Origin of the sequence: Acidovorax sp. NCPPB 3576, assembly GCF_028473605.1 — a bacterium.
GTDB lineage: Bacteria > Pseudomonadota > Gammaproteobacteria > Burkholderiales > Burkholderiaceae_C > Paracidovorax.
Genome location: NZ_CP097267.1, coordinates 885069 through 909539 on the forward strand (window position 1 = coordinate 885069; position 24471 = coordinate 909539).

The 24471-nt window shown below is 67.5% G+C and carries 19 protein-coding genes; 10 read left to right on the plus strand and 9 right to left on the minus strand.

Annotated elements, in window-relative coordinates; translation table 11 throughout:
* The first annotated feature begins 113 nt into the window (after positions 1-113).
* The 4 genes from M5C98_RS04220 to M5C98_RS04235 are packed head-to-tail and all read left to right on the plus strand — an operon-like array spanning position 114 to position 6188.
* Positions 114-3605 (plus strand): response regulator, encoded by a 3492-nt coding sequence (locus M5C98_RS04220; protein WP_272551169.1) that lies wholly within the window; start codon positions 114-116, stop codon positions 3603-3605.
* Positions 3602-4453, plus strand: a complete 852-nt coding sequence (locus tag M5C98_RS04225; protein ID WP_272551170.1) for a CheR family methyltransferase — start codon at positions 3602-3604, stop codon at positions 4451-4453. Before M5C98_RS04220 ends, M5C98_RS04225 begins: the two co-directional genes overlap by 4 nt.
* Positions 4450-5037 (plus strand): chemotaxis protein CheB, encoded by a 588-nt coding sequence (locus M5C98_RS04230; RefSeq protein WP_272551171.1) that lies wholly within the window; start codon positions 4450-4452, stop codon positions 5035-5037. The genes M5C98_RS04225 and M5C98_RS04230 overlap by 4 nt, the downstream gene beginning before the upstream one ends.
* 26 nt (positions 5038-5063) lie before the next feature.
* Positions 5064-6188, plus strand: a complete 1125-nt coding sequence (locus M5C98_RS04235) for a hybrid sensor histidine kinase/response regulator (protein ID WP_272551172.1) — start codon at positions 5064-5066, stop codon at positions 6186-6188.
* Positions 6189-6241: 53 nt separating this feature from the next.
* Here M5C98_RS04235 and M5C98_RS04240 read toward each other — a convergent pair whose 3' ends face one another.
* A complete protein-coding gene (locus tag M5C98_RS04240) occupies positions 6242-6616 on the minus strand; it encodes a response regulator transcription factor (protein ID WP_272553148.1) in 375 nt (124 codons plus the stop codon).
* Positions 6617-6714: 98 nt separating this feature from the next.
* Positions 6715-8835, minus strand: coding sequence for a catalase (locus M5C98_RS04245; RefSeq protein WP_272551173.1), 2121 nt, complete (start codon positions 8833-8835; stop codon positions 6715-6717).
* Positions 8836-9094: 259 nt separating this feature from the next.
* Between M5C98_RS04245 and M5C98_RS04250 the strand changes: the two genes are divergently transcribed.
* Positions 9095-10039, plus strand: coding sequence for a transglutaminase-like domain-containing protein (locus M5C98_RS04250; RefSeq protein ID WP_272551174.1), 945 nt, complete (start codon positions 9095-9097; stop codon positions 10037-10039).
* Between the two features lie 647 nt (positions 10040-10686).
* The gene (locus M5C98_RS04255; RefSeq protein WP_272551175.1) at positions 10687-11358 is read left to right on the plus strand and encodes a hypothetical protein; all 672 of its coding nucleotides are present in this window, start codon (positions 10687-10689) and stop codon (positions 11356-11358) included.
* A gap of 16 nt (positions 11359-11374) precedes the next feature.
* Here M5C98_RS04255 and alkB read toward each other — a convergent pair whose 3' ends face one another.
* The 3 genes from alkB to ada are packed head-to-tail and all read right to left on the minus strand — an operon-like array spanning position 11375 to position 13899.
* Positions 11375-12028, minus strand: a complete 654-nt coding sequence (alkB, locus tag M5C98_RS04260) for a DNA oxidative demethylase AlkB (RefSeq protein ID WP_272551176.1) — start codon at positions 12026-12028, stop codon at positions 11375-11377.
* Positions 12029-12088: 60 nt separating this feature from the next.
* Positions 12089-12793: a 2OG-Fe(II) oxygenase gene (locus tag M5C98_RS04265; protein ID WP_272551177.1), complete on the minus strand. Its 705-nt coding sequence runs from the start codon at positions 12791-12793 to the stop codon at positions 12089-12091.
* Positions 12790-13899 carry a bifunctional DNA-binding transcriptional regulator/O6-methylguanine-DNA methyltransferase Ada gene (ada, locus tag M5C98_RS04270; RefSeq protein ID WP_272551178.1) on the minus strand — a complete coding sequence of 370 codons (1110 nt, stop codon included), beginning with the start codon at positions 13897-13899 and terminating at the stop codon, positions 12790-12792. The genes M5C98_RS04265 and ada overlap by 4 nt, the downstream gene beginning before the upstream one ends.
* Positions 13900-14075: 176 nt before the next feature.
* On the opposite strand from ada, the gene M5C98_RS04275 reads away from it, so the two are divergent.
* A complete protein-coding gene (locus M5C98_RS04275) occupies positions 14076-14756 on the plus strand; it encodes a DsbA family oxidoreductase (protein ID WP_272551180.1) in 681 nt (226 codons plus the stop codon).
* A 101-nt stretch (positions 14757-14857) separates the two neighbouring features.
* Here the strand turns inward: M5C98_RS04275 and M5C98_RS04280 are convergent, their stop codons facing one another.
* The 3 genes from M5C98_RS04280 to M5C98_RS04290 all read right to left on the minus strand — a co-directional run bounded on the left by M5C98_RS04280 (position 14858) and on the right by M5C98_RS04290 (position 20206).
* A complete protein-coding gene (locus M5C98_RS04280) occupies positions 14858-15361 on the minus strand; it encodes a CreA family protein (RefSeq protein WP_272551181.1) in 504 nt (167 codons plus the stop codon).
* Complete coding sequence (gene cphA / locus M5C98_RS04285) at positions 15358-17931, minus strand: cyanophycin synthetase (protein ID WP_272551182.1); 2574 nt, start codon at positions 17929-17931, stop codon at positions 15358-15360. Before cphA ends, M5C98_RS04280 begins: the two co-directional genes overlap by 4 nt.
* A 70-nt stretch (positions 17932-18001) precedes the next feature.
* Positions 18002-20206 (minus strand): cyanophycin synthetase, encoded by a 2205-nt coding sequence (locus M5C98_RS04290; protein WP_272551183.1) that lies wholly within the window; start codon positions 20204-20206, stop codon positions 18002-18004.
* Between the two features lie 222 nt (positions 20207-20428).
* On the opposite strand from M5C98_RS04290, the gene M5C98_RS04295 reads away from it, so the two are divergent.
* The 3 genes from M5C98_RS04295 to M5C98_RS04305 all read left to right on the plus strand — a co-directional run bounded on the left by M5C98_RS04295 (position 20429) and on the right by M5C98_RS04305 (position 23917).
* Entirely contained in the window at positions 20429-22747 is a 2319-nt protein-coding gene (locus M5C98_RS04295) for a cyanophycin metabolism-associated ABC transporter (protein WP_272551185.1), read from the plus strand.
* Positions 22748-22767: 20 nt separating this feature from the next.
* A complete protein-coding gene (locus tag M5C98_RS04300; RefSeq protein WP_272551186.1) occupies positions 22768-23271 on the plus strand; it encodes a cyanophycin metabolism-associated DUF1854 family protein in 504 nt (167 codons plus the stop codon).
* A gap of 214 nt (positions 23272-23485) precedes the next feature.
* Complete coding sequence (locus M5C98_RS04305; RefSeq protein ID WP_272551187.1) at positions 23486-23917, plus strand: hypothetical protein; 432 nt, start codon at positions 23486-23488, stop codon at positions 23915-23917.
* A gap of 99 nt (positions 23918-24016) precedes the next feature.
* On the opposite strand, the gene M5C98_RS04310 is transcribed toward M5C98_RS04305, so the two are convergent.
* Complete coding sequence (locus M5C98_RS04310; RefSeq protein ID WP_272551188.1) at positions 24017-24463, minus strand: EF-hand domain-containing protein; 447 nt, start codon at positions 24461-24463, stop codon at positions 24017-24019.
* Positions 24464-24471 lie beyond the last annotated feature (8 nt).

The window sequence follows — 24471 nt, forward strand, 5'->3', positions numbered from 1 at the left end:
AGCAACGTTTTCGCCATTGCACACGGGGGTTTCGACGGGTATCCGCATCTTGTGTGCGGGTGTTACGGCCATGCCATTGGGCTCTATGATTTGGGCCCACTTCGATCCGTGCCATGACACCTAACGCCCCTTCCTCCCAGATCCAGCGAGGCATGCCCATTCGGCTGTTCGCTGGCTTCATGTTGGCCGCGTTGGCCACCACCATCATCGCCCTGTTCACATACCAGTCCCAGCAGGAGCGGGCCGACGCCGTGGCACGCATCAACGCGGCCGTGGAATCCCTCTCGCAGATGCAGACGGTCCTGTCGGTCACGAAGGATGCAGAGACGGGACAACGCGGCTACCTGCTCACCGGTGAGACCCGGTACCTGCAGCCCTACACGGCCGCGCAGGCCGCGCTCAAGCCCGAAATGGGGCGGCTGCGCACATTGGTTCAGGCCTCGCCCGAGCAATTGCAGCGATTCGATCATCTGCAGGCACTGGTGGCCCAGAAGATGGCGGAACTCGACGAAACGGTGAACATGCGGCGTGCAGGCAATGTGGAGGGCGCAGCGGATGTGGTGCGCACGGACAAGGGCCGCGCCACCATGGATGCCATCCGCAACATCCTGCGGGACATGCTCAATGCCGAGCGCCAGGAATTGGATAGCCGCCGCGGCGAGTGGGACACCGCAGCCCGCTTCGGGGCCTATTTCACCTGGATCAGTTCGTTCGTCCTGCTGCTGCTGATCCTGGCATCCGCAGCGCTGGCCCGAAGCGATCACCGCGCCAAGGCCCAGGAGGACTGGATCAAGGGGGGCCTGGTGGGACTGGGCCACCGGCTGCAAGGCGATCACCGATTGAGCGACCTGGGCCCGATCGTGATGGATTACCTTGCCGATTGGCTGGGCGCGCGGGTCGGCGCGGCCTATGTGGCCGAAGGCGGCGGCGTGTTCCAGCGGTTCGGCAGCTATGCGCTCGCGAACCCGCAGGCTGGTGCCCGTGTGCTGAGCGGCCAGGGCCTGCTGGGGCAGGCGGCCGATTCCCGCCAGTTGATGCATGTGAAGGAAGTGCCAACGAATTACCTGCCGATTTCCTCGGGAGTGGGCCATGGAACGCCGGCCGAGATCGTGCTGGTGCCGGCCGTGCACAACGGGGTCGTGCATGCGGTGATCGAGTTCGGCTTCTTCCGTACCTTGCGTGACGCCGATCTGGAACTGCTCACCCGTGCGTCGGAGTTGCTCGCCACGTCCATCCGCTCGGCCATCGACCGCACCAGACTCGAAGCCCTGCTGGAGGAAACCCAGCGCCAGGCCGAAGAGTTGCAGGCACAGCAGGAAGAACTGCGTGTGAGCAACGAAGAACTGGAGCAGCAAAGCCGGGTGCTGCAGGAGTCGCAAGCCCAGATGGAGGCGCAGCAGACCGAGCTGGAGCAAAGCAACGCCCAGTTGGAAGAGCAGACACAGCAACTCGAATACCAGAAACAGCAACTGCTGCGCGCGCAGGATGCGCTGTCGCAAAAGGCCAATGATCTGGAGCAGGCCAGCCAGTACAAGAGCGAGTTTCTGGCCAACATGAGCCATGAGTTGCGCACGCCGCTGAACTCCAGTCTCATCCTGGCCAAGCTGCTGGCGGACAACAAGGCCGGCAACCTGACGGGGGAGCAGGTCAAATACGCCCAGACCATCCATGGCGCCGGCAACGACCTGCTGGCCCTCATCAACGACATCCTCGACCTGTCCAAGATCGAAGCGGGGCAGGCAACGATTTCCATCGAGCCGATGGATGTAGCCCGCGCGGTGAACGCGTTGGCGGACCCGTTGCGCCCCATCGCGCACGACAAGGGCCTGGCCCTGCACTGCACGGTGGAGCCGGGCGCCCCCGCCACCTTGCAGACGGATGTGCAGCGCTTCGGCCAGGTGCTGAAGAACCTGTTGTCCAACGCCCTGAAGTTCACCGAGCAAGGCGAGGTCTCATTGCGCGTCTTCGGCAATGCCGACGGTACGGTGTCGTTCGCGGTCAGCGACACGGGCATCGGCATTCCCGAGCACCAGCAGGAACTGATCTTCGAGGCGTTCCGGCAGGCCGACGGTAGCACCCACCGCCGGTACGGCGGAACGGGGCTGGGGCTGTCGATTTCCCGCGACCTCGCGCAATTGCTCGGCGGCAGCATCACCGTGCGAAGCACCCCAGGACAAGGCAGCGTCTTCACCCTGGTGCTGCCCCTGGTCGCGCCATTGAATGCGCCGCAGGATGCGGCCCGGCCAACGGCGCAGGCATCGTCTGCCTCTGCGATTCCAACTCCTGCCCCGGCCAGCCGAGCCGTGGTTCCGCCCGCTACGCCCACAGAAGGCGTGCCCCTCATCCCGCCGTCCGCCGCTGCGGTGAGGCGCCCAGCGAACGCCGTGGCGGATGACCGGGACCAGCTGGCGCCCGGGCGCCGCACCATCTTGGTGGTCGAGGACGACGTGCGTTTCGCCCGCATCCTGCTGGACCTCTCCCGGGAAATGGGCTTTCAGTGCGTGATCACCCACACCGGTGGCGAAGGCCTGGCGGCTGCGCTCGACTACATGCCCAATGCGGTCGTGCTGGACATGAATTTGCCGGATATTTCCGGCCTTGCGGTGCTCGATCAACTCAAGCGCAATCCGGTGACACGGCATATTCCGGTCCATGTCGTCTCCGTCGCCGACTATGCCCAGGAAGCCATGGGCCGGGGCGCCATCGGCTATGCGCTCAAGCCTGTCAAGCGGGATGAACTCGTGCAGGCATTGCAGCTCATGGAAGCCAAGTTCACCCAGGCCATGCGCCGCGTGCTGGTGGTGGAAGACGATGAAAGGCAGCGCGAAAGCATGCACCACCTGCTGGCCAATGGCGATGTGGAGATCGTCGGTGCCGAGACGGCGCAGCGCGCGCTCGAACTGCTGCGCACCAGCACGTTCGACTGCATGGTGATGGACCTGAACCTACCCGACCTGAGCGGCTACGAACTGCTGGAAAAGATGGCGGGCCAGGAGGAAGTGGCGTTTCCGCCTGTCATCGTCTACACCGGCCGTTCGTTGTCGCGCGATGAAGAGCAGCGGCTGCGGCGCTACTCCAAGTCCATCATCATCAAGGACGCACGCTCGCCCGAGCGGCTGCTGGACGAGGTCACGCTGTTCCTGCACCAGGTGGAGTCCAAGCTGCCCGCAGACCGCCAGCAGATGCTGCAGATGGCCCGTGACCGCGAATCCACTTTGGAAGGGCGGAACATTCTGGTGGTGGAGGACGACGTGCGCAACATCTTCGCGCTGTCCAGCGTGCTCGAACCCACCGGTGCCAAGGTGCAGATCGCACGCAACGGGCGCGAGGCACTGGAAGCCCTGGAGCGCGCGCAGTCTGGCGATGCGGCAGTGGTTGATTTGGTGCTGATGGACATCATGATGCCGGAGATGGATGGCTTCACGGCCATGAGCGAGATCCGAAAGCGCCCCGAATGGCGGCGCCTGCCCATCATTGCGCTCACCGCCAAGGCCATGAAGGACGACCAGGAGAAGTGCCTGGCCGCCGGCGCCAACGACTACATCGCCAAGCCACTGGATGTCGAAAAGCTGCTCTCGCTCGTTCGCGTGTGGATGCCCAAATGAGCGAAGACCCGGCTGCTCAGCAGCGAAAGAAGACGTTCGACATCGAGCAGCACCTGCTGGTCGAGGCGATCTACCGCCGCTACCACTACGACTTTCGCGGGTATGCGCAAGCCTCGCTCAAGCGCCGCTTGCAAACTGCGCTCACCCGCTTCCATTGCCGGTCGGTCTCGCAGCTGCAGCATCTGGTTTTGCACGATCCTGAGGTGTTTCCCGCCATGCTGGAGTACCTCACGGTGCAGGTGAGCGAGATGTTCCGCGACCCGACTTATTTTCGCGCGCTGCGCGAAACGGTGGTGCCGGTGCTTCGAACCTACCCCTCGCTCAAGATCTGGGTAGCGGGCTGCAGCACGGGCGAGGAGGTGTATTCGCTGGCTATTTTGCTGCGGGAGGAGGGCCTGCTGGACCGCACCCTGATCTATGCCACCGATATCAACGCCAACGCCCTGCAAAAGGCCGAAGCCGGCATCTACGCCATCGAGCGCGTGCCGACCTTCACCGAGAACCATGCCAAGTCGGGGGGGCGCACCTCGCTGTCGGAGCATTACACCGCGGCGTACGGGCGCGTGGTACTCGATAAGAGCCTGCGCAAGCACATCGTGTTCTCGGACCACAGCCTGGCCACCGACAGCGTGTTCGCCGAAGTGCAACTGGTGTCCTGCCGCAACGTGCTGATCTATTTCGACCGCGACCTGCAGGACCGCGCGTTGGGCCTGTTCCGCGACGCACTGTGCCGCAAGGGCTTTCTAGGGTTGGGGTCGAAGGAGTCGCTGCGCTTTTCGTCGCACGCGGGCGAGTTCGACGAACTCGTGCCGCAGGACCGCCTGTTCCAGAAGAAGGGTGGGGCATGAGCGGCCGCATCCGCCCACAGGCGGTGGTGATCGGCGGCTCCGCGGGGAGCATCGAAGCGCTCTCGGTCGTTCTGCCGTCGCTGCCGCCCGACCTGCGGGCCGCTGTCTTCGTGGTGCTGCATCTGCCGCGCGAGCGGCCCAGCCTGCTGTGCGACATCTTTCAGCCAAGCTGCGCAGTGCCCTTGCGCGAGGCGCAGGACAAAGAGCCTGTCGAGCCTGGGACCGTGTACTTCGCACCTCCGGACTACCATCTGCTGATCGATGGCGGGCCGTCGCTGGCGTTGTCCGTCGATGACCCTGTGCATTTTTCGCGCCCTTCCATCGATGTGCTGTTCGAATCCGCGGCAGATGCCTATGGGGCGGACTTGCTAGGCATCGTGCTGTCGGGTGCCAACAGCGACGGAGCGCAAGGGTTGGCGGCCGTGCAGGCCGGAGGGGGCATCACGGTCGTTCAGGAGCCGGACAGCGCGCCCATGCCCTTCATGCCGGAAGCCGCCATGAGCGCCTGCACACCAGACCATGTCCTTTCCCCGCAACGCATCGCGGCGCTGCTGGCGACCCTGTTTCATCGGAGAGTTTCTTGATACCCGCCCCCATCCCGCCGTCCCCCATGCGCACTGCCCCGGTCAAGTGCCTGATCGTTGACGACGTGGAGGAAAACCTGATCGCGCTGGAGGCCTTGCTGCAACGCGAAGACGTGCAAATTCTCAAGGCCGCTTCGGGCTCCGAGGCGTTGGAGCTGCTGCTCGTTCATACCGACGTCGCTCTGGCGCTGCTGGACGTGCAAATGCCCGAGATGAACGGTTTCGAACTGGCCGAGCTCATCCGCGGCAGCGAACGCACCCGGCATGTGCCGCTCATCTTCATGACGGCGGGCTCGCGCGACCAGAACTGGCAGTTCAAAGGCTACGAGACCGGCGCCGTCGACTTTCTCTACAAGCCCATCGATGCGCACGTGCTGGTGAACAAAGCCAACGTATTCTTCGACTTGCAAAAGCAGAAGGTGGCCCTCGCGCGCGAATTGCAGGAGCGCACCGAAGCCCTGCGCGTGAACGAGATGTTCATGGCCGTGCTGAGCCATGATCTGCGGGGGCCGTTGAGTGCCATCCTCGCCAGCGCTCTGGTGTTGCAGCGGCCGTTGGAGCCCGACAAAGTGCAGTCCATCGCCGGCAAGATGCAGTCGAGCGCACAGCGCATGGGCCGCATGATCGAAGACCTGCTGGACGTGACGCGGGCCCGCCAGTCCGGCGGATTGCCCGTGAAGACCGGGCCGGCCGACCTGGGTGAACTGGTGCAGCGCCCGGTGCACGAATTGCACGTCAGCCACCCCGAACGGATCATCGAGGTCACGCAGAAGGGCAATCTGTCGGGTCAGTGGGATGCCGAACGCCTGTGCCAAGTGGCCGCCAACCTCCTGGGCAACGCCATCCACCATGGCGATGCGGCCGAGCCGGTGCAGGTGATCCTGGACGGTACGGCGGCCGACCGGGTGCAGCTCACCGTCTGCAATGCCGGGACGATTCCCCCGGCGCTGATCCCGCACCTGTTCGATCCGTTCCGGGGGCGGGAGCGCGAACCAGGGCAGCACCAGGGGCTGGGTTTGGGGCTATACATCGTGCACCAGATCGTGCAGCGCCACGGTGGCCGCATCGACGTCTGCTCACGCGAAGGCCACACCGCTTTCCATGTGCAGTTGCCCCGCCACCCTGCTGCTGCCGGGCCGGCAGCACGTTGATGCACCAGCCACCCGGCGTGGCAGGGGTCAAGGCTGCACGGTGGTGCGGCCGTTCAGGCGGATTGGTTGGAGCCGCGCAATTGGTCGCGGATCGATTCCATGAGGTCTTCCAGCTCTTCCAGCTCGAACGGCTTGAGCAACGCACGCACGTTCGGCCCCAGTGTCTTCAGTCCATGGCTGAACTGGTAGCCCGAGCACAGCACGATCCAGCGCTGAGGGTTTTCCGACACCAGTTGTCGGCACAGATCGGTGCCTGACATGCCGGGCAGGCTGACGTCCGTAACCACGAGGTCGTAGGGGCTTTGCGCATCCAGCTTCAAAGCTTCCTCCGCCGTGGCACACAGCGACACCTCACGGTCTTCCCCCTCCAGCAGCATGCCGATGGTTTCGCGGAGCTCCGCGTTGTCCTCTACGTAAAGGATGCGCAAGGGAGAGGTCATGCTGTGGTTGGTCTGTCTGTAGGGGCCCCGGGCTGGCGGTGGCACGTCAGCGGAAAACGGGACAAAGGGGTGGGCCAAGGCTTCGATCATGCCAGCGTCCGCACGGAAGGCTCGCGCACCCATTGTCGCGTGCTGGCCGCTTGAATGAAAGCACCTGTTTCCGATGGGTCCACCACGCCGGCGTCCGGTTGGATGCCTGCGGCCTTCAGGATCGGCTGCGAGCCTTTGCAAGCAGCGATGGCCTTGAGGTGGCCGAAAGCGTCGCGGAACCAGTCCACGGCAGCGGCTTCGCGCGACAGTTGCTCGCCTGCCTCCGGCGACAGGACCGATGCCACCGCGTCGAACACGGTAGAGGGTGTACCGGCCAACTGCCCATCGGCCGGCAGCCGCGAACCATCTGCCAGCACGGCGCCGCCCACCTTCGGGGCCACGATCTTCACCGTGGCGCCGGCCTTCTCGGCCGCCTTGCGCAGCGCGGCGATCGGTGCGGCGGCGGAGCCGTCCGCCACGAGGATGCCGACGCAGCGGCCTTCCAGCGTGGGCTTCATCCGGTCGATGATGCGCAGCGCAGGCGATAGCGGCAAGTCTTGCACGGCGGCTGCAGCGGGAAACGGCTCGGGCAGCTCTGGCATGCCCAGCCCATCGGCCACGCGGGCGGCCAGGCTGTCATCCACGTTGCGCAACTGCGCCACCACGGCCGTCCGCACGGCAGGCGTTTCGACCTTGGACAGCTCGAACACCAGGGCCGATGCCATGTGGGCCTGTTCGAGCGGGCTCTGGCTGCGAAAGAACATGCGCGCCTGGCTGTAGTGGTCGGCAAAGCTCTCGGGCCGCACGCGGCCCTTGGAGCCGCCATCGGCCACTTCGGCGAAATGCCGCGTGCCCTGCGCCAGCGAGGCGCGCGGGGTGTCGCCGAGCAAGCTGCTCGGCTCATAGGCCACGCGGCCTTTGGGCACCTGCATCTGCATGTGGCCATCGCGCTGCATGTTGTGGAAGGGGCACTTGGGCGCGTTGATCGGGATCTGCACGAAGTTCGGGCTGCCCAGGCGCGACAGCTGCGTATCCAGGTACGAGAACAGACGGCCCTGCAGCAGCGGGTCGTTGGAGAAGTCGATGCCCGGCGGCACGTTGGCAGGGCAGAACGCCACCTGCTCGGTTTCGGCGAAGAAGTTGTCGGGCCAGCGGTTGAGCACCATGCGGCCGATCATCCTGAGAGGCACCAGTTCTTCAGGAATGAGCTTGGTCGGGTCCAGGTGGTCGAAGGGGAACGTGTCCGCTTCTTCTTCGGTGAACAGTTGCACGCCCAGTTCCCACTCCGGGAAGCTGCCTGCCTGGATGGCCTCGAACAGGTCGCGGCGATGAAAATCGTTGTCCGCCGCTTGCAGTTTCAGCGCCTCGTCCCAGACCGTGGACTGGATGCCCAGCTTGGGACGCCAGTGGAACTTCACGAACGTGCTCTGGCCTTCTGCGTCGAGCAGTCGGAAGGAATGAACGCCGAAGCCTTCCATGGTGCGCAGGCTGCGCGGAATGGTGCGGTCGCTCATGGCCCACATGATCATGTGCATGGCCTCGGGCATCAGCGAGATGAAGTCCCAGAACGTGTCGTGTGCGCTGGCCGCCTGTGGAAATCCGCGGTCGGGCTCCATCTTCACTGCGTGCACCAGGTCGGGAAACTTCATCGCGTCCTGGATGAAGAACACTGGAATGTTGTTGCCCACCAGATCCCAGTTGCCTTCTTCGGTATAGAACTTGACGGCGAAGCCGCGCACGTCGCGCGGGGTGTCCACCGAGCCGGCACCGCCGGCCACCGTCGAGAAGCGGCAAAACAGCGGCGTTTGCTTGCCCACTTCCGTCAGGATGCGGGCGGTCGTGTACTGCGAGAGCGATTCGGTCAGTTCGAAGAAGCCGTGCGCGGCCGTGCCGCGGGCGTGCACGATGCGTTCGGGAATGCGTTCGTGGTCGAAGTGGGTGATTTTCTCGCGGAGGATGAAGTCCTCCAGCAACGTGGGTCCGCTGGGCGTGGACCGCAGCGAATTCTGGTTGTCGCCAACCGGAATGCCCTGTTGGGTCGTCAGCACCGGATGAGATCCTCCGGCTTGCTGCTGCAACTCGCCTGCGTTGCCACGCAGTTCTTCGCCTTCGTGGGCCTTGGAAGAGGGGGCGGAGGCCTTTTTCACGGAACGTTGAACTGCCGGTGCTTTTGCCATGGGAGCCTTGATGGTTGAGATTGCCGTGGGAGGGCCGATCTTTTTCCCTGTACGTCCACCCCGGTGTAGGACAAGTCCGCGTCGGCCGCGCTGTCCGCGGTGCGGACCGATCGGCTAGCCCAGGATTGCACCCTCATGCGATCTCCACTGACAACCCTGGCTGGCATCGCGGCACATACTCAAGCAGCGTCTGATGCGGCATGATCGAGTTCCTGGCAGACGCAGGCTCTTTCCCATCTACCCCACTACGGCAGGCCCCATGATCCGAATGAAACTCCAATTGGAGTTGGAGTACGCGGTAGGCGATCCCGGCGCAGACTTCGTCTTCAACTTCCACGTGGCGCAGACGCGCTGCCAGACCGTTCAGGACGAGAGTCTGGTCATCAGCCAGGACATTCCCACCCATTTGCACACCGATCCCGCCACGGCCACCCGTTGCCTGCGGCTGCATGCCGATCCTGGCCCGCTCACGCTGTCCTATGCGGCCACCGTGGACATCCATCACCACACTGCCGACCCGGCGCTGGTACCCGAGATAGGCGTTCGCCATCTGCCGGACGATGTCGTCGCGTATATCTTTCCCAGCCGCTACTGCCAGTCGGACCGTCTGGCAACGCTGGCCATGCGCGAGTTCGGCCACCTGTGGCAAGGCTACAGCCGCGTGCAGGCGATCTGCGACTGGGTGCGCAATCATGTGACCTTCCGCTCCAATACCTCCAACTCGACCACATCGGCGGTGGACACGTTCATCGAACGCGTGGGTGTCTGCCGGGACTTCGCCCATCTGATGATTGCGCTGTGCAGGGCCGCGAACATCCCCGCGCGCATCGCCACCGGAACGGACTATGGCGCCGACCCTGCACTCGGCCCGCCGGACTTTCACGCGTATGTCGAGGCTTATCTTGGCGACCGCTGGTATTTGTTCGACCCTTCGGGTACGGCCATTCCCATGGGCATGCTGCGCATGGCCACGGGCCGGGATGCGGCGGATGTGGCCTTCGCCACCATCTTCGGCAGCGTGCAGTCGCAACCTCCGAAGATCCGTGCATGGGCCGTGCAGGACCCATCGCGCGGCTTCCAGTTGCCCCAGCATTCTTCCCTGGCGCTTTCCACCGACGCGCCTCAGAGTTCCGGTGTCGTACCGGGAATGTCCGGCCGCGCCGCCGGGTCGGCATCCGACGGCCACTCGATGGCGGCGGGCTGAGTTCCCCGGGGCGCCAGAGCGTCCCGGCGTTTTCCATGGCCCAGGTGCGCCATGGGCCGAAGGCATGAGTCGCCTGCGCGAGTGGCCATGGCTGCTTCGCAAGGCTGCATGCAGCTTCGGATGAATCTCTTCTTTCCATTCGCCGCAGCGTTCGAATGCAGCCTCACGGAGAGGTAACCAGGACATCCTGCAAAAGGGGCCTGCTGCAGGCACAGGACGGACGGGAGGAGTCAGATCCACCTCAGGCCGAGTGAGTGCGAAACCTCTCTTTCGCCACCCTGCAACGCCGAGCGTCCTCCATGCCATCCGTCGCCCTTTCTCCATCGATCCCTTCCCGCCACACGGCCGCGGACTGCGGGTTGCACGATGGGGCCGTGGCCGGCAGCCCCCTGCCTGGTCCAGAGGCCTGTGCGTCCGGTTCACCCCATACTGCGGCGCAGCGATCGGAATCCAGCCCGATCCAGCCGCTGCCATCCACCCGCCGCAGTGATTCCGATGCCACGTGCGCGGCCAGCTTGCCGCCCCGCACTTCGGCTTCGCCACCGAGGCGCTCGGGCGAACGGCCTTCTGCTGCCAAGGAGGGCGCTGGCGGCGACAGCGATGCGTCGCCATCCGGCCCTGCCTGGGGCGTGTTGGCCTCGCGTGGCATGCATTTGCTCCAGCCCAATGCGGCCTTGGTGCGGTTCGGGGCACGGCACATCGCGCGTCCTGCCCTGTGGCTGGGCGAGCAGATGCGAACCCACCCCGAGCTGACCCTTTTGGCTGTGCATGCGCTGCAGGATGCGCCGTCTGCCGCCGGATTGACGCAGCGCGTGGAAGTGGCTGCCGGGCTGTTCGCCACCGGGACGGCTGCGCTGGCGCGGCAATTGCAGGAGCGCGACGACCCGCAGGCCGTGGCGCGCATCGCGCAAGCGCTGGTGGATCTGGATGCCGCGCGGCTCGGCGGAGAACTGCTGGGTGAGGCCATCCAGGGTTTGCTCAAGAGCCTTCCGGACCGCTACATCGTAGGGATTCAGTTGTTTCTGGGGATCGGAGCGGTCATGGCCCATCAGCATCTGAAGCACCGCGCCCAGGCCCATCCGCCGAGCCAGCCGTTGGCGGTGCAGGACGCCGCCACGGCGGGACGCCTGAACACTGCTCCCCGCCCTCAAGGCAGGGGGCTGGATCGCGTGGTCCTGGCCAACGCGGTGGTGGCGCTCAACCACGCGGGCAAAGGCGTGTTGGGAGAGGGTTACGCCCAAGGTGTGGCGGAGTCGCTGTCCGAAGGCGTTCGCGAGGCCGTCGGGCAGTGGCTCACGCGTGCTCGGGACCGGCGGTAGCGCGCGCGTCCGCCGGTCACCCCGCCTTGCGGAAGGTCAGATTCACGCGTGCCGCTCCCCACTCGGCGTGTTCGCCCTGAGGCACCGGCAGCACACCGTGAAAACGCAGCCGGTCCTCCCCGCCCCACACCACCACATCGGCATGGTGCAGCGGCACGCGCAGCGCACGGTCCCCACGTGACATGCCGCCCCAAAGGAATGTGGCTGAAAGCCCGAGCGAGACCGAAACGATGGGGGCATGCAGGTCACGCTCATCGCGGTCCTGGTGCAGGGACAGCCGCGTGCCCGGGGCGTATCGATTGATCAGGCAGGCGTCTGGCACAAAGCCTGCAAATCCCGCCTCGGCCGCTGCATCGCCCGCCAGGGCGGACAGCACCGCAGGCAGGGTGGGCCATGGCTCGCCGCTGCTCGGGTCCACCGGCACATAGCGGTAGCCGCGGGCATCGCTCACCCAGCCCAAGGCACCGCAGTTCGTGTTCGCCACCGACATGCGGCGCCCGCCCGGCGTGGCCATGTGACGCCACGGGGCCTGCCGGACGATGGCGGCGACTTGTTCGTGCAATGCCGCAGCCACTGGGCGGGCAAAGCCGCGCAGCAGCACCGCACCGGTCCCCAGGACGAGCCTGGATTCGCCGGGCGATTCATCGGTGTCGAACAGGTCGGCCGTCATGGCAAAAGCAATTCAGGCCCGATGAAAGGGCAACCACCGTGGTACATCCCGGTCATCCCGTCAGGCCGCGTCATGAAAAATGATGCCCATCGTATGCCGCTGCCCTGAGCGCACCCGCGACACGCCGTGCCGCATCTGCACGCGGTAGGTCCCGCGCGTTCCCTGCACCGGCCGGTGGTGCACCGCGAACACCACCGCATCGCCCTGGCGCAGCGGCACAACTTCAGGCCTCGACTGCATGCGCGGGCGCTGTTCGGTCAGCACGAACTCCCCACCCGTGAAATCCACCCCCGGCGCGGAGAGCAGCACGGCCACCTGCAGCGGAAACACGTGCGCGCCATACAGGTCCTGGTGCAGGCAGTTGTAGTCGCCGGGGCCGTACTGCAGCAGCAGCGGGGTGGGGCGCGTCTGGCCGGCCTCCTGGCACCGCGCGATGAACGCCGCGTGCTGCGCGGGAAAGCGGTCTTCCAGTCCCAGGGCCGCCTGCCAACGGTTGGCCACCGGCACGAGGTGCGGATAGAGCCCCGCGCGCAGCGCCGCGATGGCCTCGGGCAGCGGGTACTGGAAGTATTGGTACTCGCCGCGCCCGAAGCCGTGGCGCTCCATCACCACGCGGCTGCGAAAGCACGCAGGCTGCGCATAGAGGCCGGCGAGGGCGCGGCAGTCGGCCGCGGGCAGCAGGGCGTCGATCACGGCGCAGCCCTGGCTGTCCAGCGCGTGGGCCACGGCGTCCCAGTCGATGGCGCCCAGGTCGCGCGCGCTCACGCCTGGGCCTCCTTGTCGAGCAGCGCCCGCTTGCGCTCCACGCCCCAGCGGTAGCCGGAGAGCGCGCCGTCGGTGCGCACCACGCGGTGGCACGGAATGGCCACGGCCAGGGCATTGGCCCCGCAGGCCTGGGCCACGGCCCGCACCGCGCGCGGCGCGCCGATGCGCTCGGCGATCTGCGCGTAGCTGGCCGTCTCGCCGGGTGCGATGGCCTGCAACGCGGTCCATACCCGCTGCTGGAACACCGTGCCCTGCACGTCCAGCGGCAAGGCCAGCCCGCGCCGGGGCGCATCGACGAAGCCGATCACCTGCGCCATCCACTGCTCGAACGCGGCATCGGCCCCGAGCAGTTCCGCGCGCGGAAAGCGGTCCTGCAGATCGCGCACCAGCGCGTCGGGGTCGTCGCCCAGCAGCAGGGCGCACAGGCCCCGCTCGCTGGCCGCTGCCAGCACCGCGCCCAGGCTGCACTGGCCCACCGCGAAGCGGATGCGCACCTGTGCGCCCCCCGTGCGGTAGCGGCTGGGCGCCATGCCGAGCACGCGGCCGGCCTCTTCGTAAAAGCGCCCCTGCGAGCCGTAGCCCGCGGCATAGAGGGCCTCGGTCACCGTGCCGGCGTGGGGCAGGCCGTCGCGCAGCTTTCCCGCACGGTGCGCCGCGGCGTAGGCGCGCGGCGTGAGGCCGGTGGCCGCCTTGAACACGCGGTGCAGGTGGTGCGGACTGAGCCCGGCGGCTTGCGCCAGCGCGTCCAGCGAGGGCGGAGGCTCGCTGGCTTCGATCAGGCGGCACAGCCGCGCCACCGTTTCGGCATGCGGATCGAATCCGATGGGCTGGTCCGGATGGCAGCGCCGGCAGGGCCGGAAGCCGGCGCGCTCCGCCGCCTCGGCCGTGGCGTGGAGGTCCACGTTTTCCGGCCGCGCGGGCCGTGCGGCGCACGAGGGCCGGCAATACACGCCGGTGGTGCGGACCGAATAGACGAAGCGGCCATCGGCCTGGGCGTCCCGTGCCGCGACGGCGGCCCACCTGGGATCGGCCTGTGTGGCGGCGGCGCGCTGCGCCGCTGGGGAAATGGTGCGGGGGGTGGGGCAGGAGTGGGGGCGGGAAGCCATGGCGTCGATTCCTCGTTCAATGGTAAGGGCCTGCCCTGGAATCTACGTACGGCGCGGCGAGCCCGCACCCTGGTTCTTGCGATCGCATTCGCAGTCCGGCGGGTAGTGCCCACAGGCGTGCACGGTCATGCGGGGCGGCCTAGCATCACGCGTTCGCCCTTTGCAATGGAGTTGCCATGACCACCACCCCGGCCCCTGCCACCCCCGTCCCCCTCAAGATCGATTTCGTCTCCGACGTGTCCTGCCCCTGGTGCGCCATCGGGCTGCATGCGCTGGAGCGGGCCCTGGGCCGGCTGGACGGAACGGTGGCGGCGCAGTTGCACTTCCAGCCGTTCGAGCTGAACCCCCAGATGGCGCCGCAAGGCCAGGACATTGCCGAGCACCTGGCCGAAAAGTACGGTGCCACGCCCGAGCAGTCGCAGCGCAACCGCGAAGCCATCGCCGAACGCGGCGCCGCGCTGGGCTTCACGTTCGACATGGGGCAGCGCAGCCGCATCTACAACACGTTCGATGCGCACCGCCTGCTGCACTGGGCGGGCGAGGAGGGCGGCGAGGGCGCGCAGACGGCCCTGAAGCACGCGCTGTTCAAGGCCTACTTCACCGACGGGCAGAGCCCGGGCGACCATGGCGTGCTGGTGCGTGCGGCGGCCGGCGCCGGCCTGGATGCGGCCCGGGCGCAGGCCGTGCTGGACTCGGGCGAATACGCCGACGCGGTGCGCGAACGCGAGGCGTTCTACCAGCAGCACGGCATCCATTCGGTGCCGGCGGTCATCGTCAACGACCGCCACCTCATCCAGGGCGGCCAGCCGCCGGAGGTGTTCGAGCAGGCGCTGCGCCAGATCGCTGGCGGCCAGTGAGCAGGATCAGTCGTTTGCTATATAAATAATAGCAACAGAGGCAATGAGTACTAGGGCATGGGGGCGATTCGGCCACGAATCGCTTGCCCGGGCCCCGTGCCTCACTTCTTGAGCGGAATCGGCGTGGCGCGGTCCACCGGCACGGCGGTCACCGCGTTCTGCGGCGAGCCTTCGATGAGCCGGTCGGAGTACGTCAGGTACACCAGCGTGTTGCGGGCCGGGTCCACCATCCGCACGATGCGCAGGCGCTTGAACAAAATGGAGATTCGCTCGCTGAACACCTCGTCCTGCTGCTTGAGCGGCGGCTTCGGGAAGGCGATGGGCCCGGTCTGCCGGCAGGCGATGGAGGCCTCGGCCTTGTCCTCGGCCAGCCCGAGCGAGCCCTTGATGCCGCCCGTGCGGGCGCGAGACACGTAGCAGGTCACGCCCTGCACGGCCGGGTCGTCGTACGCCTCCACGATGATGTCGTGGTCGCGGCCCAGGAGCTTGAACGCGGTGTCCACGGTGCCGATGGTCTCGGCCTGGGCGCACAGCGTGGCGGCGGCCAGCCCGAGCGCCAGCGCGGTGCGGGGCAGGGCGTTGGAGAGGCGGCGGGCGGCGGTCATGCGGCCACCTCCGCGCAACGCTTGGCCAGGTGCGCCAGGGCTTCTTCCACCTGGTCCACCAGCACGAGGCACAGATCGCCCGGCTGCAGCCGGTCCAGCGCCGAATCGATGGCGATGAACTCGCCGCGGATCTCCTCGATGTGCTTCGTGCGCGAGGCGCCCGCCAGGCCCTCGCGCAGCAGCGCCATCACCTCGCCGTCGGCACGGCCGCGCTGGGCCGCGTCCTGGTAGAGGATCACGTCGTCGAACGCCGCGCCCAGGATCACCGTCTGGTCGCGGATGTCCTCGTCGCGCCGGTCGCCCGCGCCGCTGATGACCACGCTGCGGCGGTTGCCCGGCAGCGCATCGACGGCGGCCACCAGGGCGCGCATGGCGTCCGGGTTGTGGCCGTAGTCGGCGATCACCGTGGCGCCCTTGAAATCCATCACGTTGAAGCGGCCGGGGGCGTTGTCGCTGTCGTTCACGAAGCCCGACAGCCCGCGGCGGATGGTCTGCCATGGCAGGCCCGCGCCCCAGGCGGCGGCCACCGATGCCATGACGTTCTCGACCTGGAAGCCGATTTTGCCGTTGCGCGTGATGGGCACGTCGCGCAGGTGGATGGTCTCGCGCCACGAGCCTTCGGCCGCGACGATGGACTCGCCATCCATGTACACCGACCGATGGCCCTGCGCGCGGTGCGTGGCCATCACGGGGTGGTGGCGGTCGCTGGCGAAGTAGATCACCTTGCCGGGCGTGGACGAGGCCATGGCCGCGACGATGGGGTCGGCCGCGTTGAGCACGGCATAGCCGTCCGGTGCCACGTTCTGCACGATCACGCGCTTGAGCACGGCCAGGTCGTCCACCGTGGTGATGTAGTTCAGGCCCAGGTGGTCGCCTGCGCCGATGTTGGTCACCACGGCCACCTGGCAGCGGTCGAAGCCCAGGCCCTCGCGCAGGATGCCGCCGCGCGCGGTCTCGAACACGGCCGCATCCACCTCGGGGTGCAGCAGCACGTTGCGGGCGCTCTTGGGACCGGAGCAGTCGCCGCTGTCGATCTGGCGGCCGTTCACGTACACGCCGTCGGTGTTGGTCATGCCCACGCGCAGGCCCTGGGCCGAGAACAGGTGCGCGATCAGGCGCGCGGTGGTGGTCTTGCCGTTGGTGCCGGTCACGGCCACCACCGGAATGCGGCCGTCCTGGCCGTTGGCGAAGAGCTTGTCCACCATGGCCTGGCCCACATTGCGGGGCTTGCCGTAGCTGGGCGCCAGGTGCATGCGCAGGCCGGGCGCGGCGTTCACCTCGACGAAGCCGCCGCCCTGCACTTCCAGCGGCTGCAGCACGTTCTCGGCCACCATGTCCACGCCGCAGATGTGCAGGCCCACCATCTGGGCCGCGGCGATGGCGCGGGCCGCCACGTCGGGATGCACGTCGTCGGTCACGTCGGTGGCGGTGCCGCCGGTGGACAGGTTGGCGTTGTTGCGCAGGATCACGCGCTGGCCCTTGGCCGGCACGGCGTCGGGCGTGAGGCCCTGCATGGCCAGCCGCGCCACGGCGATGTCGTCCAGGCGGATCTTGGTGAGCGAGGTGGCGTGGCCCTCGCCGCGGCGCGGATCGAGGTTGACCAGGTGCACCAGCTCGCGCACGGTGCGCTCGCCGTCGCCCAGCACCTGCGGCGGCTCGCGGCGCGCGGCGGCCACCAGCTGGTCGCCCACCACCAGCAGGCGGAAATCATGGCCCGGCAGGAAGCGCTCGACCATCACCGTGCCGTATTCGGCGGCGGTGCGGAAGGCCTCGTCCAATTGCGCGCGTTCGGTGATGTTCACCGTCACGCCCTTGCCCTGGTTGCCGTCCTGGGGCTTGACCACCACGGGAAGGCCGACTTCCTGTGCGGCCTTCCAGGCATCGTCCACCGACTCGACCGGGCGGCCCAGCGGCACGGGCACGCCGGCGGCGTGCAGCAGGCGCTTGGTGAGGTCCTTGTCCTGCGCGATGGATTCGGCCACGGCGCTGGTCGAATCGACCTCGGCGGCCTGGATGCGGCGCTGCTTGGAGCCCCAGCCGAACTGCACCAGGCTGCCCGACGTGAGCCGGCGCCACGGAATGCCGCGCGCTGCAGCGGCCTCGACAATGGAGCCCGTGCTGGGCCCCAGGCGTTCGTCCTCGTCCAGCTCGCGCAGGCGGGACACGGCGGCTTCGGCGTCGAAGTGGCCGCCTTCTTGCGCGGCCTTGATCAGGGCCTGGGCATCCTCGAAGGCCTGGCGGCCCACGGCCTCCTCGCTGTATTCGACGACGACCTGGAACACGCCCCGGTCCGTGGTGGCCGAGGTGCGGCTGAAGCTCACCGGGCAGCCTGCCTGCGCCTGCAGAGCCAGGGCCGCGCCCTGCAGCACGTGGGCCAGGGACACATCGGCATCGCTGCCTTCGGGGTGCAGCACGCCGACGGCGGGAAACAGCGCGCGCAGCCGGGATTCGAAGCCGTCGATCTGGCGCATGGCCAGCTCGGATTCGGCGCAGGTCACCACGGCCTCGATGGCGGTGTGGCGGCTCCAGAGATTGGGGCCGCGCAGGGCCCGGGTGCGGGATACGTCCATGGAAAAGCGTCTCTTTCTTGGGGTTGCCGGCACGGGCGCCGGCTCGAGTCCATGCGGTCGTTGAAAGGGGTCAGCGGGCCGTGGCGGCGCAGGGCAGCTCGGGCTCGAAGGTCTTGATGCCCGCGCCGATCAGGTCGGGCGCGATGTCCAGCGCCCAGGCCGTCGCCACGATGGCCAGCAGGGTGTCGGGGTCGGGCTGCACGGCGTTGCGGCCGAAGGTGAGGTCGGCCAGCGCACCCAGCCCATGCTCGGCCGAGCCCGTCGCCAGCACCACGCGGCCCGCCTTCACGAAGACGGCACGGCCACTGTCCTTGGCGCGGTGTTCCGCAATCGCGGGCAGCGTTCCGTCCTGGGCATACAGCACCACGGCGCCGTCCGACAGCGGGGCCAGCTCCAGCACCTGTGGCTCGGCGGCGTTCAGCACGGCGGCGCCGCCGGGCAGCACCACGTCGATCTGCGTGCGCAGCACCTTGAACATCTGGTCCTGCTCGAACACGTCGAACTCGGCCAGCGCGTCCTTGCCGTCCATGTCGGTCACCACGCCCACCTGGCAGCGGTCGTAGGCCAGGCCGTCGCGCAGGATGGTGCGGGCGTCGTTCTCGATCACGGCGGCCTGCACCATCTGGTTCATCAGCAGGCGGTGCGCGGCTTCCCAGTGGGCGCTGTCGGCGGTGTCCACGCAGCGGCGGTCCAGGAACAGGCCCTCGCGGCAGGCCAGGCCCGTGTGGCGCCCGCCCAGGTGCATGAGCCAGCCCACCACGCGGGCGATGGTGCTGGTGCCGCGCGTGCCGGCCACGCCGACCAGCGGAATGCGGCCGATGGTGCCATCGGCGTTTTCCTCGGCCGGGAACAGGTGCTCGGCAATCGCCTGGCCCACGGGGCGCGGCGCGCCGATGGCGGGCTTCAGGTGCATGAGCAGGCCGGGGCCGGCGTTCACCTCGACGATGGCGCCGCTCTGCTCCTGCAGCGGTCGGCTGATGTCGCGCGCCACCAGGTCGATGCCGGCGATGTCCAGGCCCACGACCTTGGCCGCCAGCGCAGCGATGTAGGCCACCTCGGGGTGCACTTCGTCGGTGCAGTCCACGGCCACGTTGCCATTGCGCTGCACCACGACTTCGCGGCCGGCCTCGGGCACGGCCGTGGCGCTGAGGTCCTGGCGCTTGAGTTCGAGCTGCACGGCCACGTTGGTGTCCACGTGGATCAGTTCGAGCGGGTATTCCTCTTCGTAGCCGCGGCGCGGATCGGAGTTGAGCTGCGTGTCGATCAGCTCCTGCACGGTGGAGCGGCCGTTGCCGGTGATGCTCACCACCTCGCCGCGCGCGGCGGCCACGACCTTGCCGCCCACCACGAGTACGCGGTGTTCGTCGCCGGGGATGAAGCGCTCGACCATCACGTCGCTGCCCTCGGGGTAGGCCACGTGGTAGGCCGCCTCGATGTCGGCCTGCTTGCGCAGGTCCAGCGTCACGCCGCGGCCATGGTTGCCGTCCGAGGGCTTGACGACGACCGGCAGGCCGATGTCCTGCGCGGCTTCCCAGGCTTCTTCGGGGCTGTTGACGACACGGCCCTCGGGCACGGGCACGCCGCAGGATTTGAGCAGGCTCTTTGTGAGGTCCTTGTCGCTGGCGATGCCTTCGGCGATGGCGCTGGTGAACTCGCTCTCGGCGGTCCAGATGCGGCGCTGCGATGCGCCGTAGCCCAGCTGCACCAGGTTGCCGTCGTTCAGCCGGATGTGCGGAATGCCGCGGTCGGTCGCGGCGGTGACGATGCACGCGGTGCTGGGGCCGAGGTACTGGTCATCCACCTCGGTGCGCACGCGCGCCACGGCGGCCTGCACGTCGAACGGGGTGTCGTTGATGGCCGCCATGATGAGCTGGTGGCCCTGCTCGAGCGCCACGCGCGCCACGCGCTCGTCGCGCGCCCGGAACACCATGCGGTACACGCCGCGCTTGGAGGTGCTGCGCGTCTGCCCGAAACCCGTGGGCATGCCCGACAGGTTGAGCAGCTCGATCACGATGTGTTCCAGCACGTGGCCGCACCAGGTGCCGCCCTCCAGCCGCTGCAGGAAGCCGCCGCGCTCGCCCACGCCGCAGTGGTGCTCGATGAGCGCCGGCAGCCAGGTGGTCAGGCGCTGGTTGAACCCCGGCAGTGCATTGGACGGGTGGTCTTCGAGCGCGCCGAGATCCAGCCAGACTTCGAGCACCGGACGGTAAGTCCAGATGTTGGGACCGCGCAGGTAGTTGATGCGCAGCAGTTGGATGTCATTGAATGTCGCCATGGAGTGCAGCGTAAAGGAAACTGCGGCCCGAAGCGGACCGATTTGCGGAAGGAGTGTCGGCCAATTGTGCGCGCACTCGGGTATGGCCTAACGGATGTCAGCGCGGCCGGCGGGGAAGGCGTTACATGCGGATGCCAAAGCGGCGTCCGGAGCATCGGGGAGAATGGGTGCCAGAGCACGGGCTGGCTTCTCGGACTGTCCAGGGCGGAAAAACCAACCAAAATGCAATATCAACATCCTGTGGACGCCTCGAGTGTCTTGAATGGCCCCGACGGGGCCGAATGGCGAGCCAGGCTCGCCCCCCACGAAAACGTGCTGGCCGCGCTGCGGGTTGACCTGAGCCCGGCGCTGCGCTTTGCGCCCGGCCTGCTCTTGCTGACCCCCCAGCGCCTGCTGTCGCGCACCGATGGCGGCGCCGTGCAGGAATGGCCCCTGGCCGCCGGCATGGCCTTGCGCCTGTCGGACCACGGCGGCGTCGGTGCCCTGGAGCTGCACGACGCCGAGCGCCGCCTGGCGCTGTGGCGCTTCACCTTGGGGTCGCACCCCGAGGCCTTGCGCCTTCTGCAGAAATTCGACCAGCGGCTGGCCGCGCTCGGCATGCCGCACGATGCCACGGTCGAGTCCGAAAATCCCGACGAGCCCCGCTGCGAGGTCTGCCAGACCGCCCTGCCGCCCGATACCGAAGAATGCCCCGCCTGTGCCCGCGCGCCGGCCCCGCAGACCTCCACCTGGGTGCTGCTGCGCCTGTGGCGATTCGCCCGGCCCTATCGCAAGCAACTGGCGACCGGGTTCGGCCTGACGCTGGCCTCCACCGCGGCCACCCTGGTGCCGCCGTACCTCACGATTCCGCTGATGGATGACATCCTCATCCCCTTCCAGAACGGCCAGCAGATTCCGGTGCATCTCGTGGCGCTTTACCTGGGCGGCCTGCTGCTGTCGGCGCTGCTGGCATGGGGGCTGGGCTGGGCGCGCACGTACATTCTGGCGCTGGTGTCCGAGCGCATCGGCGCGGACCTGCGCACCACCACCTACGAGCACCTGCTGCGCCTGTCGCTGGACTACTTCGGCGGCAAGCGCACCGGCGACCTGATGGCGCGCATCGGCTCGGAGACCGACCGCATCAACGTCTTTCTGTCGCTGCACGCGCTCGACTTCATGACCGACGTGCTCATGATCCTGATGACGGCGGCCATCCTGTTTTCCATCAACCCGTGGCTGGCGCTGGTCACGCTGGTGCCGCTGCCGTTCATCGCCTGGCTGATCCACAACGTGCGCGACCGGCTGCGCACCGGCTTCGAGAAGATAGACCGCGTGTGGTCCGAGGTCACCAACGTGCTGGCCGACACCATTCCCGGCATCCGCGTGGTGAAGGCCTTCGCCCAGGAAAAGCGCGAGGCGCAGCGCTTTCGAGATGCCAACCAGCACAACCTGGAAGTGAACGACCGGCTCAACAAGACCTGGTCGCTGTTCACCCCCACCGTCTCGCTGATGACCGAGATCGGCCTGCTCATCGTCTGGGGCTTCGGCATCTGGCTGGTGGCGCACAGCCAGATCACCGTGGGGGTGCTGACGGCGTTCATCGCCTACATCGGGCGCTTCTACACGCGGCTCGATTCGATGAGCCGCATCGTCTCGGTCACGCAGAAGGCTGCGGCCGGCGCCAAGCGCATCTTCGACATCCTGGACCACGTGAGCAACGTGCCCGATCCGGCCCAGCCGGTGACGATGGAGCGCGTCGAGGGGGCCATCGCCATGCGCAACGTGGGCTTTCGCTACGGCAGCCGCTCGGTCATCAAGGGGTTGAATCTCGATATCCGGCCCGGCGAGATGATCGGGCTGGTGGGCCACAGCGGCTCGGGCAAAAGCACGCTCGTCAACCTGATCAGCCGCTTCTACGACGTGACCGAGGGCTCGATCCAGGTCGATGGCGTGGACGTGCGCCGGATGCGTGTGGCCGACTACCGCCGCCACATCGGGCTGGTGCTGCAGGAGCCGTTCCTGTTCTTCGGCACCATCGCCGAGAACATCGCCTACGGCAAGCCCGAGGCCACGCGCGCCGAGATCGTGGCGGCCGCGCGCGCCGCCCATGCGCACGAGTTCATCCTGCGGCTGCCCCAGGGCTACGACTCGCTGGTGGGCGAGCGCGGGCAGGGCCTGTCGGGCGGGGAGCGCCAGCGCATCAGCATCGCCCGCGCGCTGCTGATCGACCCGCGCATCCTGATCCTGGACGAGGCCACTTCGGCCGTGGACACCGAAACCGAAAAGGAAATCCAGAAGGCGCTCGATAACCTGGTGCAGGGCCGCACCACCATTGCCATCGCCCACCGCCTGTCCACGCTGCGCAAGGCCGACCGCCTGGTGGTGATGGACCGCGGCGAGGTGGTCGAGGTCGGCCCGCACGACGCCCTGATGGAAAAGCAGGGTGCCTATTGGCGCCTGTACGAAGCCCAGGCCCGCCGGGCCGAGGAAGACGCCGAGGCGTCGGGCCTCGTCATCGACAGCGCGTTGCTGCACCCCGCCCATCCGGCGGGCAACTCCTGACCCTTGAGAGAGCGCACGCCATGACCTCTTCGCCAGTCTTCAACGCAGCCTCTTCGGTGGCGACCGTGCGCCTGCAGCGCAATGCGCACGGTCGCTTGGTGCTCACCCTGCCCGACGGCACCCAGCACGCCGACGTGGTGCCCGTGCGGGCCTTTCCCATCGCAGCGCCCGCCGAGGGCATCTCCCTGGTCGGAACGGACGGCCATGAACTGCAGTGGATCGAGCACCTCGACCACCTGCCCGCCGCCGCCCGGGCGCTGGTCGAGGAAGACCTCAATGCCCGCGAATTCGTGCCGATCCTGCAGAAGCTGGTCAGCGTGTCGGGGTTTTCCACCCCCAGCACCTGGTCGGTGGAGACGGACCGTGGCCCCGCGCAACTGGTGCTCAAGGCCGAGGAAGACATCCGCCGGCTGGGGGGACGCACCACCTTGCTCATCGCCTCGGCCGACGGCGTGCAGTTCCGCGTGCCCGATGTGGCGGCGCTGGACAAGCCCTCGCGCCGGCTGCTGGAGCGTTTTCTATAGCGCCACCGCCCCGCAGGGCGTGGTGCCGTGCCGTTTTTACCGGGTCAGGCCTGGGGCCTGGAGCGGGCCAGGGTTTGTCGAATGACTAGGGGTAAACCCTGGTTTTTGCGTTGATCCCTTAAAAAGGCCTTAATTCCCCCTTCTTTTTGCCGTTATGAAGTACGACAAGGGATGAATTCCGCTTGCCGCTCCACCTTCACGAACGGACCCCGCCATGCAAATGCCACCTGTTGACCGATCGCCGAGCTGGCGTCCCCAGGGCGCCGATTTGTATTCCACGGGGGCCTCCGGCGCGGTTCCTGTGCGGCCCATCCATGCGGCCAACCCCGTCGAGTCGATGGACCGTCTGGGCGAGGGGGCCATCGTGCGAGAGCCGGACAAGCCGTCCGACCCGGACAACCGCAACCGCGACTGGACCGAGGTCAAGAAAAAGGATGCGGTCGAGGAGCCCCAGGACCCGCCGCCCGAGCCCATCTACAAGCAACTTCTCGAATTCATCCAGTCGATGTGGCGCGCCAGCGGCAGCGCCATCGAAATAGCGCAAGAACTCAACAAGACGCCGTTGCAGGAGCGCCTGGCCCAGGAGGCCAAGGACGAGCCGCTCACCTATGCCGACCCCAAGGTCAAACGCACCGGCGGACTCTGAAACGATTTGCTATTAAATAAATAGCATATCGCCCTAGTGTTGATTGCGCTGGGGGCGGTTTTGACTATCAGCCTGCGGGCCGCGGCAGCGGATGGACGCCTAGGGTTTAGCCGCGCTGGCCGGGGTTTTCGCCGCTTCGGCCCGAGCGCGGTCGCGTTCGGCGCGGTACTTGACGGCGAACGCCTGCACTTCGTCATAGGACACGAACCCGTCGTGGTTGGTGTCGGCGTCGTCGAAAGCGTTGGCCAGGCGGGGGAACAGCGCCACTTCCGAGCGGCTCAGCTTGCCGTCGCCATTGAAGTCCAGCATCTTGAACTCCTTTTGCGCCTTGATTTCGCCCTTGCTCAGCGGCGCGCTCGCCTTGGCCTGAGGGGCGGAAGCCGCGGCGGCCGGGGGCGTCGCGGCCACGGCGCTGAAGGCCAGGCCGATGGCGAGCAGGGAAAACAGCGCGATGGCACGCAGGGCGGTGGCCTGGGATGGTCGGGCTGGCGTGGCAATGGCGCGGCCAGGGCTGCGGGGCGACAGGGGGGCGGCTGGGGCGTTCATTGGGGGCA

Coding starts and splice junctions, on each gene's coding strand:
- M5C98_RS04220 (WP_272551169.1), top strand. CDS start 114: ATGACACCTAACGCCCCTTCCTCCCAGATCCAGCGAGGCATGCCCATT.
- M5C98_RS04225 (WP_272551170.1), top strand. CDS start 3,602: ATGAGCGAAGACCCGGCTGCTCAGCAGCGAAAGAAGACGTTCGACATC.
- M5C98_RS04230 (WP_272551171.1), top strand. CDS start 4,450: ATGAGCGGCCGCATCCGCCCACAGGCGGTGGTGATCGGCGGCTCCGCG.
- M5C98_RS04235 (WP_272551172.1), top strand. CDS start 5,064: ATGCGCACTGCCCCGGTCAAGTGCCTGATCGTTGACGACGTGGAGGAA.
- M5C98_RS04245 (WP_272551173.1), bottom strand. CDS start 8,835: ATGGCAAAAGCACCGGCAGTTCAACGTTCCGTGAAAAAGGCCTCCGCC.
- M5C98_RS04250 (WP_272551174.1), top strand. CDS start 9,095: ATGATCCGAATGAAACTCCAATTGGAGTTGGAGTACGCGGTAGGCGAT.
- M5C98_RS04255 (WP_272551175.1), top strand. CDS start 10,687: ATGCATTTGCTCCAGCCCAATGCGGCCTTGGTGCGGTTCGGGGCACGG.
- alkB (WP_272551176.1), bottom strand. CDS start 12,028: ATGACGGCCGACCTGTTCGACACCGATGAATCGCCCGGCGAATCCAGG.
- ada (WP_272551178.1), bottom strand. CDS start 13,899: ATGGCTTCCCGCCCCCACTCCTGCCCCACCCCCCGCACCATTTCCCCA.
- M5C98_RS04275 (WP_272551180.1), top strand. CDS start 14,076: ATGACCACCACCCCGGCCCCTGCCACCCCCGTCCCCCTCAAGATCGAT.
- M5C98_RS04280 (WP_272551181.1), bottom strand. CDS start 15,361: ATGACCGCCGCCCGCCGCCTCTCCAACGCCCTGCCCCGCACCGCGCTG.
- cphA (WP_272551182.1), bottom strand. CDS start 17,931: ATGGACGTATCCCGCACCCGGGCCCTGCGCGGCCCCAATCTCTGGAGC.
- M5C98_RS04290 (WP_272551183.1), bottom strand. CDS start 20,206: ATGGCGACATTCAATGACATCCAACTGCTGCGCATCAACTACCTGCGC.
- M5C98_RS04295 (WP_272551185.1), top strand. CDS start 20,429: ATGCAATATCAACATCCTGTGGACGCCTCGAGTGTCTTGAATGGCCCC.
- M5C98_RS04300 (WP_272551186.1), top strand. CDS start 22,768: ATGACCTCTTCGCCAGTCTTCAACGCAGCCTCTTCGGTGGCGACCGTG.
- M5C98_RS04305 (WP_272551187.1), top strand. CDS start 23,486: ATGCAAATGCCACCTGTTGACCGATCGCCGAGCTGGCGTCCCCAGGGC.
- M5C98_RS04310 (WP_272551188.1), bottom strand. CDS start 24,463: ATGAACGCCCCAGCCGCCCCCCTGTCGCCCCGCAGCCCTGGCCGCGCC.